This is a genomic window from Methanoculleus nereidis (assembly GCF_032944295.1).
GTDB classification, from domain to species: domain Archaea; phylum Halobacteriota; class Methanomicrobia; order Methanomicrobiales; family Methanoculleaceae; genus Methanoculleus; species Methanoculleus nereidis.
Window position 1 is genome coordinate 68194 of record NZ_JABFFQ010000009.1, and the last position, 14171, is coordinate 82364.

Annotated in this window: 18 protein-coding genes and 1 tRNA gene; 7 read left to right on the forward strand and 12 right to left on the reverse strand. The window is 61.1% G+C overall.

Annotated elements, in window-relative coordinates; all coding sequences use genetic code 11:
* Positions 1–103: 103 nt before the first annotated feature.
* The 8 genes from albA to HL657_RS10935 all read right to left on the reverse strand — a co-directional run bounded on the left by albA (position 104) and on the right by HL657_RS10935 (position 4665).
* Positions 104–379, reverse strand: coding sequence for a DNA-binding protein Alba (albA, locus tag HL657_RS10900; protein WP_317296846.1), 276 nt, complete (start codon positions 377–379; stop codon positions 104–106).
* 13 nt (positions 380–392) lie between these two features.
* Positions 393–1409, reverse strand: a complete 1017-nt coding sequence (gene asd, locus HL657_RS10905; protein WP_317296847.1) for an aspartate-semialdehyde dehydrogenase — start codon at positions 1407–1409, stop codon at positions 393–395.
* 46 nt (positions 1410–1455) lie between these two features.
* Complete coding sequence (locus HL657_RS10910) at positions 1456–1629, reverse strand: 4Fe-4S binding protein (protein ID WP_317296848.1); 174 nt, start codon at positions 1627–1629, stop codon at positions 1456–1458.
* Positions 1630–1690: 61 nt separating this feature from the next.
* The gene (gene dapB / locus HL657_RS10915; protein WP_317296849.1) at positions 1691–2449 is read right to left on the reverse strand and encodes a 4-hydroxy-tetrahydrodipicolinate reductase; all 759 of its coding nucleotides are present in this window, start codon (positions 2447–2449) and stop codon (positions 1691–1693) included.
* Complete coding sequence (dapA, locus tag HL657_RS10920) at positions 2442–3317, reverse strand: 4-hydroxy-tetrahydrodipicolinate synthase (RefSeq protein ID WP_317296850.1); 876 nt, start codon at positions 3315–3317, stop codon at positions 2442–2444. The genes dapB and dapA overlap by 8 nt, the downstream gene beginning before the upstream one ends.
* A gap of 10 nt (positions 3318–3327) precedes the next feature.
* On the reverse strand, positions 3328–3516 hold the full coding sequence (locus tag HL657_RS10925) for a 30S ribosomal protein S17e (protein ID WP_292366645.1): 189 nt from the start codon (positions 3514–3516) through the stop codon (positions 3328–3330).
* Positions 3517–3528: 12 nt separating this feature from the next.
* The gene (locus tag HL657_RS10930) at positions 3529–4077 is read right to left on the reverse strand and encodes a thiamine-phosphate synthase family protein (RefSeq protein ID WP_317296851.1); all 549 of its coding nucleotides are present in this window, start codon (positions 4075–4077) and stop codon (positions 3529–3531) included.
* A gap of 39 nt (positions 4078–4116) precedes the next feature.
* Complete coding sequence (locus tag HL657_RS10935) at positions 4117–4665, reverse strand: HD domain-containing protein (RefSeq protein WP_317296852.1); 549 nt, start codon at positions 4663–4665, stop codon at positions 4117–4119.
* Between the two features lie 89 nt (positions 4666–4754).
* On the opposite strand from HL657_RS10935, the gene HL657_RS10940 reads away from it, so the two are divergent.
* Positions 4755–4937: a hypothetical protein gene (locus tag HL657_RS10940; protein WP_317296853.1), complete on the forward strand. Its 183-nt coding sequence runs from the start codon at positions 4755–4757 to the stop codon at positions 4935–4937.
* On the opposite strand, the gene priL is transcribed toward HL657_RS10940, so the two are convergent.
* Positions 4934–5938 carry a DNA primase regulatory subunit PriL gene (priL, locus tag HL657_RS10945; RefSeq protein ID WP_317296854.1) on the reverse strand — a complete coding sequence of 335 codons (1005 nt, stop codon included), beginning with the start codon at positions 5936–5938 and terminating at the stop codon, positions 4934–4936. The genes HL657_RS10940 and priL overlap by 4 nt on opposite strands.
* Positions 5938–6681, reverse strand: a complete 744-nt coding sequence (locus tag HL657_RS10950; RefSeq protein WP_317296855.1) for a DNA polymerase sliding clamp — start codon at positions 6679–6681, stop codon at positions 5938–5940. Before HL657_RS10950 ends, priL begins: the two co-directional genes overlap by 1 nt.
* A 245-nt stretch (positions 6682–6926) precedes the next feature.
* On the opposite strand from HL657_RS10950, the gene HL657_RS10955 reads away from it, so the two are divergent.
* The 4 genes from HL657_RS10955 (at position 6927) to HL657_RS10970 (ending at position 10347) form a co-directional block, all read left to right on the forward strand.
* Positions 6927–7538, forward strand: coding sequence for an RlmE family RNA methyltransferase (locus HL657_RS10955; protein ID WP_317296856.1), 612 nt, complete (start codon positions 6927–6929; stop codon positions 7536–7538).
* Positions 7516–8394 (forward strand): GTP 3',8-cyclase MoaA, encoded by an 879-nt coding sequence (moaA, locus tag HL657_RS10960; RefSeq protein ID WP_317296857.1) that lies wholly within the window; start codon positions 7516–7518, stop codon positions 8392–8394. Before HL657_RS10955 ends, moaA begins: the two co-directional genes overlap by 23 nt.
* Before the next feature lie 264 nt (positions 8395–8658).
* Positions 8659–9168: a hypothetical protein gene (locus HL657_RS10965; RefSeq protein ID WP_317296858.1), complete on the forward strand. Its 510-nt coding sequence runs from the start codon at positions 8659–8661 to the stop codon at positions 9166–9168.
* A gap of 12 nt (positions 9169–9180) precedes the next feature.
* On the forward strand, positions 9181–10347 hold the full coding sequence (locus HL657_RS10970) for a M20 family metallopeptidase (RefSeq protein WP_317296859.1): 1167 nt from the start codon (positions 9181–9183) through the stop codon (positions 10345–10347).
* 15 nt (positions 10348–10362) lie between these two features.
* Here HL657_RS10970 and HL657_RS10975 read toward each other — a convergent pair whose 3' ends face one another.
* Positions 10363–11478 carry a glycosyltransferase family 2 protein gene (locus HL657_RS10975; protein ID WP_317296860.1) on the reverse strand — a complete coding sequence of 372 codons (1116 nt, stop codon included), beginning with the start codon at positions 11476–11478 and terminating at the stop codon, positions 10363–10365.
* A 9-nt stretch (positions 11479–11487) separates the two neighbouring features.
* Positions 11488–12978, reverse strand: a complete 1491-nt coding sequence (locus HL657_RS10980; protein WP_317296861.1) for a glycosyltransferase family 39 protein — start codon at positions 12976–12978, stop codon at positions 11488–11490.
* Positions 12979–13228: 250 nt separating this feature from the next.
* Here HL657_RS10980 and HL657_RS10985 point away from each other — a divergent pair, with 250 nt between their 5' ends.
* Both HL657_RS10985 and HL657_RS10990 read left to right on the forward strand, forming a co-directional pair.
* Positions 13229–13870: a hypothetical protein gene (locus HL657_RS10985; RefSeq protein ID WP_317296862.1), complete on the forward strand. Its 642-nt coding sequence runs from the start codon at positions 13229–13231 to the stop codon at positions 13868–13870.
* 153 nt (positions 13871–14023) lie between these two features.
* A tRNA-Arg gene (locus HL657_RS10990) sits at positions 14024–14095 on the forward strand.
* Positions 14096–14171: the final 76 nt, after the last annotated feature.

Here is a 14171-nt window from a genome sequence, read left to right on the forward strand (position 1 = left end):
CTTGAGTACCGGCACAACAGGAGCCCTCCCGTTCGAGAGGGGTCCGCATTACCCCCACCCGCGGTGCTTCTCCAGAGAGTATCAAAAAGAAGTGCTTTGGGATTTACTTTGCCTGCATAAGGACGATCTCGATGCTCGATACGTTTGTCTTCCCCGTGTCGGTGTCGATCATCTCGGTCGATGTGAAGATCTCTTTCTTGTCCACGTTTGCCAGGAATCGGTTGAGGGCGATCTCCGCCGTATCGACCGCGCGCGAAATAGCCTTCCCCCGGGCCTTGATTGCAACCTCCTCCGCTCCATTGTTGAACTGGGTGACCACCGCGAGCACATAGTTCATGACCGGCTTGTTCCCCACGAATACTGTGTTGTCTTTTATCATTAGCCCACCTCGTCTAAAGGTACTTCCTCGAGTAGATCAGTTCTGCGTTGAGAACGGATGCGCCGGCAGCCCCACGAATGGTGTTGTGACCGAGCGCAACGAACCGCAACCCTTCGCGGATTCTCCCGACAGACACCGTCATGCCCCGCCCCCGGTTACGGTCGAGCCGTGGCTGCGGACGGTCAGACTGGTCGAAGAGCTCAACGGCCTTTTCCGGCTGTAAGGGTAGATTGCTTAAAGGTGACTTAAAGTTTGCGTAAGCTTTTTTCACTTCGGCAACCGGTTCCTTCACGTCGACCCAGACCGCAATGGTGTGCCCGTCGATGACGGGAACACGATGACAGCTGGTACTCACCTTGAACGGAGCCGGGATTACCTCAGAGCCGTTGAACTCCCCCATGATCTTCAACGTCTCGGACTCCATCTTCTCCTCTTCGCCGCCGATGTAGGGGACGACGTTGTCGTAGATATCCATGGCGGGGACCCCGGCAAACCCACCTCCCGAGATCGCCTGCATGGTCGCCGCACGCACATCATGGAACTCAAACGACCGCAGGGGTGCAAGGGCCAGCACAAGGACAATCGTCGAGCAATTCGGGTTGGTTACAATAAATCCCTCGCTCCCGCGGTCCCGCTGGACATCGATCAGGCCCAGATGGTCCGGATTGACCTCCGGGATCACCAGCGGCACATCGGGGTCCATGCGGTGCGACCGGGCGTTGCTGCAGACGGCGATGCCCGCGCCGGCGATCTCCTTCTCAAGGGACGTCGCCACATCGGCAGGCAGCGCCGAGAAGACCAGGTCGCAGTCCTTCAGGCTCTCGACGGTTGTGGGAGTGACGACGATATCGCTGACGTTGTCCGGGTACGGCGCATCGAGGCGCCAGTTGACCACGTTACCATACGGTTTTCCTGCACTCCGCTCAGATGCGGTCAGGGTCTGGAGATGAAACCAGGGATGATCCGCCAAAAGCTGAACGAAGCGCTGTCCCACCGCTCCTGTGGCACCAAGCACTCCTACATTTATCATAGACAAAAGTATCTCTAGTGCAGATGGTATTAAAAGAGTTGGTTTTTTATTCCATTGAGATCGCTTCAGACGGGCATTCGTCGACGCAGGTCTCGCAATCAACGCAGAGATCGGCGTCGACCTTTGCTTTTCCGTCCTCCATGCTTATGGCGGCAGCCGGGCAGACATCCACACAGGTCTCACAGGCGGTACACTTCTCAATATCAACAACTGCTGGCAATTTTGTTCCTCCGAACGTACATAGTTTATGAATGCATCAAAGATAAACTTCGCTTCTCCTTTCACAGCCCGAGGACTTCCTGCATGGAGTAGATGCGCGGCTCTCTCCCCTTGACCCAGCCTGCGGCCCGGACCGCGCCCTGGGCGAAGATCGCCCGGTCGTAGGCCCGGTGGGAGACTTCGATGCACTCGAAGTTCCCCGCGAAAAGAACGGAATGGTCGCCGACGATATCGCCCCCGCGGACGACGTGAACGCCGATCTCATTCTTCCGTTCGGTCTCGCCGACGCGGCCGTAGGCCTTCTCGCGGCCCCCGAGTTCCTGGTCCAGGATCTCGAGGATGGTCTTTGCCGTGCCGCTCGGGGCATCCTTCTTATAGCGGTGGTGGGCTTCGGTGACCTCGATGTCGTAGTCACCGAGCTCGCGGGCGGCTTCCCGGACGAGTTTCCAGAAGATGTTGACCCCGACCGAGAAGTTGCTCGATATCACCGCAGGGACATGCCCCTCGACGGCGCCCCGGATCACTTCCCGCTGTTCGGGGGAGAACCCGGTCGTCCCGACAATGAGCGCCACGTTGTTTGCGGCGGCCGCCCTGACGTTCTCGACTGCAGCGGCCGCAACGGTAAAGTCGATCAGGACGTCGGGCTTCTTCTCTTTCAGGAACGCATCGATCCCGGCCGCAGGGACCACTTCCGTCCCGAACAGCGTTCCTTCCCGTATATCGATGCCGCCGACCAGTTCCATGTCGGGAGCCTCGTTGACGATCCGGCCGATGGTGGTACCCATTCTGCCCAGGGCGCCGGATACGGCTACCTTAACCATGGTTCACCAGCACCTGCCGAAGTTGTTGCGTCTTTGCTTCATCCAGCTCGTCGAGCGGCAGCCGGACCGGCCCCGCAGCCATCCCGAGGATCTCCACCGCCTTCTTCACGGGGATGGGGTTTGTGTCGATAAACATCGCCCGCATGACCGCCCCGAGTTCATGGTGGAGATCCTGTGCGCGGGCAAGGTCGCCTGCACGGAAGGCCTCGTACATCTGCACCATCCGCCCGGGGTCGACGTTTGCCGCCACCGATATCACGCCGGCGCCCCCTACGGCGAGGACGGGGAGCGTCATTGCGTCGTCGCCGGAGAGCACGATGAAGTCCTCATCCTGCGTCCCCTCGATGATGCGGGAGATCTGGGTGATATCGCCGCTTGCCTCTTTGATCCCGACGATGTTCGGGTGCCTCGCCAGTTCGATCACCAGGTCGGGCTGGAGGTTCTGCCCCGTCCGGCCGGGGACGTTGTAGAGGATGACCGGGAGATCGAGGTCGGCGAGCTTCGTGAAGTGCTTGATGAGCCCCGCGCGGTTCGGCTTGTTGTAGTACGGACTGATGATGAGCGCGCCGTCGGCGCCCGTGTCCTTCGCCGAACGGGTCAGGCGAACCGCTTCTGCGGTGTTGTTCGACCCTGTCCCTGCGAGCACCGGCACCCGCCCGTTGACGACATCGATGGCCTCACCGATCACCTGCTCGTGCTCCTCGAACGTGAGCGTCGCGGATTCCCCGGTCGACCCGCAGGGCACGATACCGTGGACTCCCTGTTGGAGCAGCGATTCTATGTTGGACCGTAATCCTTCAATATCGAGGCTCGCGTCGGAGTCCCGATGAAAAGGGGTAATGATTGCCGGAAGGATTCCCTCAAACATATAGTGAGGTTTACCGCTTCCTTGTATTTATCTTTCTTGAGATGTACCCGGCAACCCTGTTCCGGACACCCTTGCTGTCAATCACGGCGACTTCGGCGACGGCATGCTTATTCTCCTCGAAATCTCCGCTGAATCGGTCACGGTGCTTGACGAGGAGTTCTTCACCGAGGTTCTTGATATATGATGGTTTTATTCCCATGTGGACCTTCCCTTATAATTGTGCATACGTAATGCGATTTGACAGCTTAAGAATATTGTGTGCGACCATGACCGGATCCTCCCCTAACACCCGGATCATCGGCTCTTTTCCCACGGCCCCACGGTCGTAGATGATGTCGGGCACGCTCTCCCTGCAGCATGAAGCGACGCCCCAGTCCATTGTCTGCACGCCCGGAGGTTCTTTCTCCCGGTCGAACGAGCAGACCTCGAAGAGGAGGTTCTCGAGTTCCGGCAGGATTGTTTCCGCAAAGCGGATGTTTGCCGCGCTCCGGATAGATGGGTCAAAACGCATGGTCGTAATGACGATCCGGGCCATGTGGTCACTCGCCCCGAACGCGATCTCCCCGACGGGGTGGACCGCCTCACCGAGCCTGACGATCCGGCCAAGGACTCCCGCCACGTCGGCCTTGCTCCGCGCGTCGGGCAGGGCGTAGACGATGTTCATCCCGACCTCCGGGATGAGCCGGGCGTCCATCCGCTCGGTGAGAAGCGTTACGGCCTCATTCAGGCGGCCGATCACCGCCCCACGGTCTAGTGTCATGCAGTACCCCTCATTCCGGGTGCCATATATCGGTTGCGCTCAGGTAAGGCCGATATCGCCGCGAACCTCCTTGAGCCCCTCGATCGCGAGGCGATAGAACGTCTCGAGGTCCATGAGGGATTCGATCATCCGGATGCGCTCCCGCTCGCAGCCGGCGGCGAACGCCTTCTCTTTGAACTTCTTCTTCACCGTCCGCGGCGTGACCTCGTCGATCGCCCCGCCCTTCACCAGGGCGCAGGCGATGATCAGGCCTGATACGCTGTCCGCCGCCTGGAGCGCAACCTCGACCGGGCGCTCGTAGCCGGACGTGAGCAGGTGGTTGTGGCGCCTGACGATATCCGCGATCTCCTCGGAAACACCGTTATCGATCAGGATGCGGCATCCCTCAACGCCGTGCCGCTCCATGTCTCCCCCGACGATATCGTAGTCGATGTCGTGCAGAAGGCCGATGACCTCCCACGTTCCTGCATCCTCGCCGAGGTGCTCTGCGACCTTCCTCATGATTGCCGCCGTGGCGTGGCTGTGCGCGATGTGGGACGGCGACGCCACGCAGCGCCGGAGCAGCGCCAGTGCCTCGTCTCTCTCCATGCGAGAGGGGTTGTCAATCGCCCCTGATAAGCGTGTGGGTCACCCGTCCCGGGGATAGAGATATACCTGCACCAATCCCACTCCTGTACATGAATCTACGGGTTCTTGAGGTGCTGGTCGCATTCGGGTGCCTCGCACTGTTCATCGTGCTCCTGGTGATGCTGCCCACGCTGATGGCGGGGATGGAGGGGCTTGCATACATCGTCGCGCTGGTCGTATTCATCGCCGTGCTCAGTACAGCGGGCTATACGATCGATAAAATGGCGGCTTAGCCCCGCTTTTTCTTTATATTCTTCTTAAGCCGGTAGTAACTCAGGGGATGGCTGACCCGGTCGCAGTCCTTATCGCGGTTGGCGCAGAGCCCGAAGGTGCGCATGGTGGCGCACGACGGCGGAGTGTACTCGGTCCCGCCCCGGCCGGAGATGTGCTCCACCTGGTACATCGTCATGTCCGGGTCGAAATCGGGCGCCCGCGCGAATACATCCGCTATCTGGGCGACGTTCATCCCGATGGTATGGAGGAACGACGTGATGGCGAACCGGCCCATGTGCGTCAGGTTCGTTCCCGCGGTGATCGCCTGGATGAGCGCGCTGATGCAGGGCGGGAACGCCTCCTCCTTGATCTCGCCGAACTGCTCGAGGACCTGCTGCTGCCGCAGCGCGACGATCTCACCTGTCACCGGCCCAAAGCGCTCGCAGATCCCGGGCGGAACCCGGAGCGGGAGCTGGTCGACCAGAATGGCCCGGATCCGTTCCCGGATGAGTTCGTCGATCTCCCCCGGCTCAAGGGCCACGCTTCCCCGCTGCACGTCCCTGTTGACGAGCCGCCAGCGCTTATCGCGCAGGTGGGGCACCAGCTCCACGTAGCCGGTGACCGGCAGGGTGACGGTCCCGGTGTTGATGCCGATACTCCAGGCAACGAACCGGCGTATCTCCGGGTCTTCGGCCGCGAGGAAGAAGGATGCGCGTTCCGCCTCGTAGCGTGCAAGGCGGTCGATGAGCGACCGGTCATTGATGCAGGAGACCAGCATCCGGGCAAGCGCATAACTCGCGATCTCGAGCTCGGGTTTGAGGTTCTGCGTAGTTTCGTCGCCGAACTCTTTCTTGAACGTGAGCGCAGCGATGACCCGCTCCTTTGCCCGCGCGAGCGCCACGGCCCCGGGACTGCTCTCGAGGAATTCTTCAAGCGACTCAACGTGCCGGCGGGCCAGCTCCTGCGATTCTTTCAAAAATGGATATTTTATGAGTTCTTTACGGTCGAGTACAATATCCATCAATCGGCCTCGATCCGGGGAGCAAGGAGATACTCCACGCGGCCGTTGCCGTTCGCAATCTCAAAGGCAAACCGTACCGGGTGGTCGATACCGAGGTAGACTTCCACCTCATCCGCGCGTGCCATGACCCGGCCCATGTCCTTTAAGTAATCGATCGAGAAGAGGGAGCGGGCCCGCACCGGGTTTAAGGCGACGAGTTCGTCCTCGCCGAGCGCGAGTTTGATATGGTCGGTGTCTCCCTCCGCCTCCATGTAGAACGTCATGGCATCGGGGTCGATCCCGAGCGCTATCTTATCGGAGATGACGGCTGCTGCTTTGATGGCGTTATTCAGCGCGTCTCCCGGGATGACCGCCTTGCCGGGCAGGTCGATCCCCGGGGGGTTCGGGTCCTTCCGGATGGTGTTGACGTCAAGGAGCGTGATCGAGTAGCGGTAGCCGCCGAAACTCAGTTCCAGTTTCCGCTCTTCGTCGAGCAGGTTCAAGGTCAGCGCGTCGCCTTTTCCCATCATCCCGATGATATTCTTCATCTTTGCGATATCCAGGCCCAGTTCCCCTGCCGTAGCCGAAAAGGAGTTGAACGCCGTGCTCTGGAGTTCCAGGGAGACCATGGCTACGTTTGCGGTATCGACAGAACGCGTCCGGATCTGGTCTTCGGCTGTGTGGAGACGGCATTCCGTCACCAGTGCGGCGATCGCATCGATGGATTCCCGAAATATTTCTGCGTCAATCGTTGCCTTTAACATTGTGACCCCTTATTAAACTCTCGTTGAAAGTATATAATCACCCTATTCGTTATAGTGCTTTACGATCAAACCTGCCGGAATGCCATGGCGCCGGCCGGGGAAGCGGTCACGAACGAAGGCGATCACCCGTACTCCGGAACCGTATCATTCATGTTTAACTGCACCGAATACTATACATAATCTTCTTGATTGTGCCGGCGGTGCAGGCAGTCAGCCGTCGACCTCAGGTGGAGGGTAATCTCCCAATGGGTTCTCAATGGACAAAGGATAGCGTCTATCGAAAGGCGATGAAGGCAGGGTATCGGGCACGCGCCGCCTACAAACTACTGGAGATCCAGCAGAGGAACGGTATCATCAGGCCCGACGACAACGTCGTCGACCTCGGGGCGGCGCCGGGCAGCTGGCTGCAGGTGCTCCGCGACCTGACCGATGGGAAGGTCATCGGCGTGGATCTCAATCCGATCGCGCCTATGGAAGGTGTCACCACCATGGTCGGGGACTTCACCGATCCTCTTGTCCAGGAGCGTATCCGCGAGGAGGCCGGCGGCGTCATCAGCGTCGTGGTCTCCGACGCCTCGCCGAAACTCTCCGGCCAGAAGAGCTACGACCAGGCCCGTGCCATCGGGCTCGGCGAGGATGCCCTGGCATTCGCGTGCACGATCTTAAAACCCGGCGGTAACATGGTGATCAAGTCGTTCCAGGGCGAACTCTTCGGGGAACTGATCGCTGAGGTAAGAAAACACTTCTATTCCGTCCGGGGATACAGGACGAAGGCGTCGCGGAAAGGAAGTGCCGAGACATACATTATTGCAAAAAATTTCAAAGGAACATGCGATGGTGCTGAAAGACCCCTATAACCGGACCGTGACCAACCTTCGAATCAGCCTGACCTCCCGGTGCAACCTGCGGTGCATCTACTGCCACGCAGAGGGTGAGGTGAACCCGAAGGAGCAGATGAGCGCGGAGGATATTGCTGAGTTGATGCAGGTGGGCGTGCAGTTCGGCATCAGGAGCATTAAGTTCACCGGCGGAGAGCCTCTGCTCCGCCGCGATCTTGCCGACATCGTCCGCTCGGTGCCGCCGGGCGTCGAGGCTTCCCTGACGACGAACGGGACGCTGCTTGCAGCGCAGGCCGCGGAACTCAAAGAGGCCGGGCTTGCCCGGGTGAACGTCAGCCTCGACAGTCTCCGGCCCGAGCGCTACCGCGAGATCACGGGCAAAGACTGCCTCGCGGATGTCCTCGCGGGGATCGATGCGGCGATCGAGGTGGGGCTGACCCCGGTCAAACTTAACATGGTCCTCCTCGACGGCATCAACGAGGACGAACTGGACGACTTCATGGCGTTCGTCCGGAACAAACAGGACCTCATCCTCCAGGTCATCGAGCTGATGGAGTTCAACGAGTGCAAGTTCCACGGTGACGTGGACAGCGTCGAGCAGGAACTGGACGAGCGGGCAACCCGGGTCGTCACCCGCAGGATGCACCACCGCAAGAAATACTGCCTCGACGGCGCCGAGGTTGAGGTGGTCCGCCCCCTCCACAATACGGAGTTCTGCGCATTCTGCAACCGCCTGCGCGTGACCTCGGACGGGAAACTCAAGCCCTGCCTGCTCCGGAGCGACAACCTGGTCGATACCCAGGGCAAGCACGGCAAGGAACTCGAGGACGCCTTCCGCGAAGCCGTCAGCAGGCGCAAGCCGTTCTTTGATTGAAGCGATGTTCAGCCCGCAGGGCTGAACGGAGCTCGAGCACCGAAGGTGCGAGCAGCGACGCGTGCCCCGTTAGGGTGTGACGGACGGAACGTCCGGAGCATGAGCACCATCAGGTGCGAAGGCAGGCGGAGCTTGAGAAACCATCAGGCTTCGAAGGCGACGTGTGCCTTGAAGAGGCAACCAAAGCCCGTCCGCGCCCCGTATCGCCGCCACTGTTGCGCGGAAGGAATACTTTTTGTACCTCCCTTCCCAATAGGAGAGAGTATGCTGGAAACAAACGAGTACGTTCGCGTCATGCACAAATTGTATGGCAAATCGCTTATTCTGGAGAGCCCATCCGAGTTCCACCCGGTCCTGCACTTTTACTTCACCGACGCCCTCGCCCACATCGACTACACCGTCAGCACCCTGGCTTACAACTACATGTCGCCCCGGAACATCTTGAGCATGGAGTATATGCGGTGGCGCCTGGACGAGGAGAAGGTCGGCGACCGGGTGCACTTCCCCGGGTTCATGAACTGGCTCAAAGAGAAGGCCCCGGAGAAGTACGAGGAACTCCCGATGCTCTGGGCCGGCGTCTACGACAGCGACGACCCCGCCCAGTACCGGAGTTTCCGGATCGTGCTCAACCCCGACGACAAAAAGGCGATCCCGGCCGAGTACCTCTCGACGTTCATCGACGAGTTCTTCGACCCGAAGTTCGTCAAACAGCTCTATAAAACCTCGTCGCTCGCCCGGCTCTTCGACGAGTACGTCCAGGGCAGGTCGGCATAAGGGGACCACGTTATGGATGTCGCCCAACTCACGTCATCGCTTATCCGGATCAGGAGCGAGAACCCGCCGGGGAGCACGGCCGATGTCGTCGCGTTCATCGAGGAGTTCCTCGACTCCCTCGGGGTGAAGAGCCGCATCGTCTCCCACCCGGGCGGGCGGGACAACCTCGTCACGACCGGGGCCGGTTCCCGGCTCCTCCTCTGCGGCCACGTCGACGTGGTCCCGGCCATCCCCGACGACTGGACGCACGACCCCTATAGCGCGGAGGTTGCCGACGGCTACGTCTGGGGGAGAGGCGCCACCGATATGAAAGGGGGGTGCGCCGCCCTCCTTATCGCCTACCGCGACGTCATCGAGAGCGGTGTGGAGCCGAAGGTCCAGTTCGCCTTCGTCTGCGACGAGGAGACCGGCGGGGAGCACGGCATCCGGTCGCTGCTTGCACAGGATCTTCTCGAACCCCGCGAATGCCTGATCGCCGAACCGACGCCGGAGACCAGCCCGGCGATCGGCCAGAAAGGCCTCTACCGGGTCGATCTCTCCTTCCGCGGCAGGCCGGGCCACAGTTCCCTCTACCCCCTGGTCGGGAAGAGCGCCGTCATGGCGGCGTTCGACCTCCTCGGCTACCTGCGGGAGGTCCACGCCCGCCCGTTCCCCGTCGAGGAAGACCTGCAGCCGCTCATCAAGGAGGGCGCCCGGGTCTTCTCCGAGATCTTCGGGATCGAGGGAGGGGAAGACATCCTGACCAGGGTGATGTTCAACCCCGGCCGCATCGAAGGCGGCGAGAAGGCGAACATCGTGGCGGAGCAGTGCCGGATGGAGCTCGACATCCGGGTGCCGTGGGGCTGCTCTCTCGACGATCTTCGGAAGGGCATCGCCGAACACGCCCCGGACGCCGTGATACACGAGATGGATGTGGCCGAACCGTCCCTGACGCCCCCGGACGCCCGGATTGTCCGGACGGTCACTCGCGAGGTGGCGCGTGTCTACGGGACGGCAGCCCCCTTCCTCCAGTGGGCGGCAAGCGACGCGAAGTACCTCCGCGATAGGGGGTTCGAGGTTCTGGAGTACGGGCCGGGGGAGATCCCGACGCTGCACGCGGTGGACGAGCGGGTTTCAGTTGAGCAGCTCGAGCGAGCGGTGGACGTCTACCGGGGCGTCATCCGGGCCTACTCCGGGTGAACCCCGCACACTGTTTTACGCCCTCTTCCACGTGTAGTGCCTGTTCGCCGTATAGTTCCAGGCAAACGCGGCCAGTATCCCTGCAAGGTTTGCAACGAGGTAGTAAACCTGGAGAACGTCCGCAAGGAGGTAGAGGACGCCCAGGTTGACGGCGAGTCCGGCCATCGAGACCGCCTGAAACGATCCGAACCGCGAAACCTTCCGCTCGACCCTCAGGTCTCTCGCGGACCGAAACGTCCAGGCGTCGTTTAAGGCGAAGTTGTTCACGATCGAGAGTTCGATCGCGATAGCGGCGGAGATAAGATAGTAGAGGCCGGCAACCTCGGTCAGGGTGTAGAGGAGCCCCATGTTGACGAAGATGCCGGAGAGCCCGACGAGCCCGAACCGGACGATCTTGTTCCACTCGTCAGAGACCGATCCTGTCCGGCGCGTGACCGAGAACCGGACGATCCCGCCGCACTGCCGGAGGTAGTCGACCATCGTGTCGGCCCGGAGTTTGCTTTCTCCCCCTTCGCGGTCTTTGAAGACGAACGGGATCTCGGTAAGCGTTTGCCATCTGCCCCTGCCGAGGACCTCCATCAGGATCTTGTAGCCCCGGGGCGCAAGCGGGGCGCCGGCGACGACCTCGCGGCGCACGGCAAAGAACCCGCTCACGGGGTCGGTGACCCCGGGAAAGAGGATGCGCCCGAACGCGGTAGCCGAACGCGATATGATCCTCCGCTTGAGCGGCCACGCCTCGATATCCCCGCCCTCCATGTACCTGCTCCCGATGGCGATATCCGCTCCGCCCCGTATCGCTTCGTACAACAGTGGGATGAGTTTGGGCGGGTGCGAGAAGTCGGCGTCGATGACGAGCAGGATATCCGAGCGCGCCGAGCGGAACCCTTCGACGACCGACTGCGAGAGGCCGTGATCCGCTTTCCGCACGATCAGGCGCACGTTGTCGGTTTTGCCGGCGATCTCCCGGACGATGGGGATCGTCCGGTCCTTCGAGCCGTCGTCCATCACCAGGATCTCGCCGCGGATGCCGCTCTCTCTGAAAGCGCCTTCGACCGCCCCGATCATCGCGGCGATGTTCTCCTCCTCGTTGAAGGTCGGGATGATCACCGCCAGATCGCAGGATTCGGCCATCGTGTCCTCCTACCAGGACGATACGAGAAGGTTGATCCCCGTGTGCTGCCCGACGACCCGTGTATTTTCTTCGAGCCAGCCGGCCGCATTCCCCGAGGGGTCTGCGGCAAAGATGTCCGCGGTCGCCACGTAGAACGCACGCCGGCCGGGGTAGCGGTCGCGAATCGCCTCAAGGTCATCTTCTGTCGTCGCCCCCATCTCGAGGGTCCCGTCGGTCGCGTTGCTGTAGTAGTAGTCGAGCGGCTGTGCGATGTAAGGCGGGAGCACGACGACGAGATCCCCTTCCCCGGTCATCGCGCCGAGTTCCGCGGAGAATCCTCGCCAGTCGTTCTTCTGGGGTATCGTGTAGTAGGTCGAAAGAAGCGGGACGGCGACGAGGACCGCCGCCGCGATGAAGATGGCGACCGCCCACCTCTCCCGGACGAGGGCCAGGAGCGCAGGATACGCCGACGCGATGCCGACGAAGTAGACCGGGAGGAGGTAGATGAGGTAGCGCGGGATCATCGGCATCCTCGAGGAGAGGACGAGGCTTGCCGCCAGCGGAAGGGCCATCATCAAGACGAGGAGGAGCGCTCCGTTCCGGTCCTCGCACCAGGTATAGGCGACACCCACCAGGAAGAGGATGCCGAAGAGCACCATGTTGAGGTCGCCGGACCCCGTGATCTGGAGGAAGGTATGGTAGATGAGGGAGAGCCCCTGCATGCCGAACGTCGGGGCGGACGACGTCCTCACCAGGAAGAGATTGACCGTGACGATGAGGAGCGGGAGGGTGGCAACGACGAAGGCAACGAGCGCGAGGGCAGGATTCTTCGCGTTCCTGACGTCTTTCCGGATCTCGCCGGCCCGGGTGACGAGGGCGTGGAGGATGAGGACAGCGACCGGCACGACGGCGTAGAAGTGCATCCAGAAGGCGGCCGCGGAGAAGACTCCGAAGAGGACCCAGGAACGGGTCTCGTCCGACCTGCCCGCCCGCACGTAGAAGAGCAGCGCGAGCGAGAAGAAGAAGAGCATCGGAGCGTATGCCCGGGCTTCCTGGGAGTAGAAGATGTGGAAGGGCGAGAACGCGAGGAGGGCGGCGGCGATGAGCCCGACGTTTCGGTCCCGAAACTCCCTCCCGATGAGGTAGACAACCGGGACCGTCAGGATGCCGAAGAGTGCGGGGAGGAGCCGGAGCACGAACTCGCTCTCCCCGAAGAGAAGCATCCCGTGCTCCAGCCAGTAGAAGAGCGGGGGGTTGAACTCTCCAGCGGCGGTGGTCTCCCAGATGCCGGCGAGCGTTTGCCGGGCGAACGTGAGGGTCGCGGCCTCGTCGAGCCAGAGCGAGTTTCCGCCGAGGTTGTAGAGCCGCAGCAGGGCACCGGCGGCGGCCAGGCCTATGAGAATCCAGGATACCGAAGCACCGTAGCGGGTTTTTGCGCTCTCGCAAAGGTGCCTGCTGTCTTTTAGAATACGCGTATCGGCGTCTCTGTACTCCGTCTCCTGTCTCTCCGGAACCGTCATCAGCCGGAGCGATAGAGGTACGAATGTCCGATAAAAAGGTTCCCCTCCCGCCACGCGTATGATCGGCCTCTCCCGGGATCGTCTCATGGTGGCCCGCCTTTTTCGATCAGGCCGCGCACCTGCTGAATCGTGCCGCGGAACCGGGCCGGTTTCCAATGATATTTTTGCCGGTTAATAATCAGTGAATAAAATATTTCTCTGAGCATTCAAGGGTAAAAGCATAAATACCCCTTCGCATAATCCATCTACGGTGACCAGGGTGTATAAATCGTTCTTTGTCGGTGCAGTGATGATCCTGATCCTCGCATCCGCCGGGTGCGCGGAGCTGCCTCCCGACGGCGAGTCCGGGTGGTCCGGCTTCCTTTCGTCGGAACCTGAGGAGACGCCGGGAGAACCAGATAACGACCCGGGGTACCTGACGCCGGCGACCCCGTACCCCACGGCAACGAAGGCCATTGCCGGCCCCACGCTCAGCAAGCCGCCGGAGACCGCGCCGACGCAGGACCCCTACGTGACGCTCTTCAACAGGACGAAGGTGTTCAACCTCACGCAGTCGACAGATGCCTTCGCTTTTAACCTGACCAGCCCCCCGCTCATCATCGAGTTCGACGTGGAGCCGAAGATGGTCACGCGGGAGAAGTACGCTACAAGTAAATACAAGAATATAAAGAGCGGCATGGTCAAGCAGACCTACCCGAGCGAGAACTCGTGGTTCACGGCGACCGTCAGGGACCGGGAGTCCGGCAGGATCGTGGCCGAGGACGGGTTCGGGAAACGCTTCAGCGCGGATGTCCATAAGCGGATCTTCGTGGGCCAGATGGGGGACTTCTTGATTCAGTTCTCCGGAAACGAGGTAAAAGTGCATGTTCTGATGCGGGCGGGTGGCGTATAGGTCTGCGCGTACCGCTGAACTACACCGATGATCGGGATCTATCAGGGGCAATTCCGGGCCCTTCCCTTCTCCCCGCGGCGCCCCGATCTGTTGGTGAGCAATCCTTTTTAACCAGAACGACGTAGTTATTAGGGGAAAGGCACTCATTCTCGTGTCCCGGTAGGGTAGTGGATATCCTAGAAGCCTGCGGAGCTTTTGACCCGGGTTCAAGTCCCGGCCGGGGCGTTCTTCGCTTTTGTGTTTCTTATCTGTGGAGTATTTTGCATCCACCGATACAGGAGATCATTTCCGGACAGCCGCC

Coding starts and splice junctions, on each gene's coding strand:
- albA (WP_317296846.1), bottom strand. CDS start 379: ATGATAAAAGACAACACAGTATTCGTGGGGAACAAGCCGGTCATGAAC.
- asd (WP_317296847.1), bottom strand. CDS start 1,409: ATGATAAATGTAGGAGTGCTTGGTGCCACAGGAGCGGTGGGACAGCGC.
- dapB (WP_317296849.1), bottom strand. CDS start 2,449: ATGGTTAAGGTAGCCGTATCCGGCGCCCTGGGCAGAATGGGTACCACC.
- dapA (WP_317296850.1), bottom strand. CDS start 3,317: ATGTTTGAGGGAATCCTTCCGGCAATCATTACCCCTTTTCATCGGGAC.
- HL657_RS10925 (WP_292366645.1), bottom strand. CDS start 3,516: ATGGGAATAAAACCATCATATATCAAGAACCTCGGTGAAGAACTCCTC.
- HL657_RS10930 (WP_317296851.1), bottom strand. CDS start 4,077: ATGACACTAGACCGTGGGGCGGTGATCGGCCGCCTGAATGAGGCCGTA.
- HL657_RS10935 (WP_317296852.1), bottom strand. CDS start 4,665: ATGGAGAGAGACGAGGCACTGGCGCTGCTCCGGCGCTGCGTGGCGTCG.
- HL657_RS10940 (WP_317296853.1), top strand. CDS start 4,755: ATGAATCTACGGGTTCTTGAGGTGCTGGTCGCATTCGGGTGCCTCGCA.
- priL (WP_317296854.1), bottom strand. CDS start 5,938: ATGGATATTGTACTCGACCGTAAAGAACTCATAAAATATCCATTTTTG.
- HL657_RS10950 (WP_317296855.1), bottom strand. CDS start 6,681: ATGTTAAAGGCAACGATTGACGCAGAAATATTTCGGGAATCCATCGAT.
- HL657_RS10955 (WP_317296856.1), top strand. CDS start 6,927: ATGGGTTCTCAATGGACAAAGGATAGCGTCTATCGAAAGGCGATGAAG.
- moaA (WP_317296857.1), top strand. CDS start 7,516: ATGGTGCTGAAAGACCCCTATAACCGGACCGTGACCAACCTTCGAATC.
- HL657_RS10965 (WP_317296858.1), top strand. CDS start 8,659: ATGCTGGAAACAAACGAGTACGTTCGCGTCATGCACAAATTGTATGGC.
- HL657_RS10970 (WP_317296859.1), top strand. CDS start 9,181: ATGGATGTCGCCCAACTCACGTCATCGCTTATCCGGATCAGGAGCGAG.
- HL657_RS10975 (WP_317296860.1), bottom strand. CDS start 11,478: ATGGCCGAATCCTGCGATCTGGCGGTGATCATCCCGACCTTCAACGAG.
- HL657_RS10980 (WP_317296861.1), bottom strand. CDS start 12,978: ATGACGGTTCCGGAGAGACAGGAGACGGAGTACAGAGACGCCGATACG.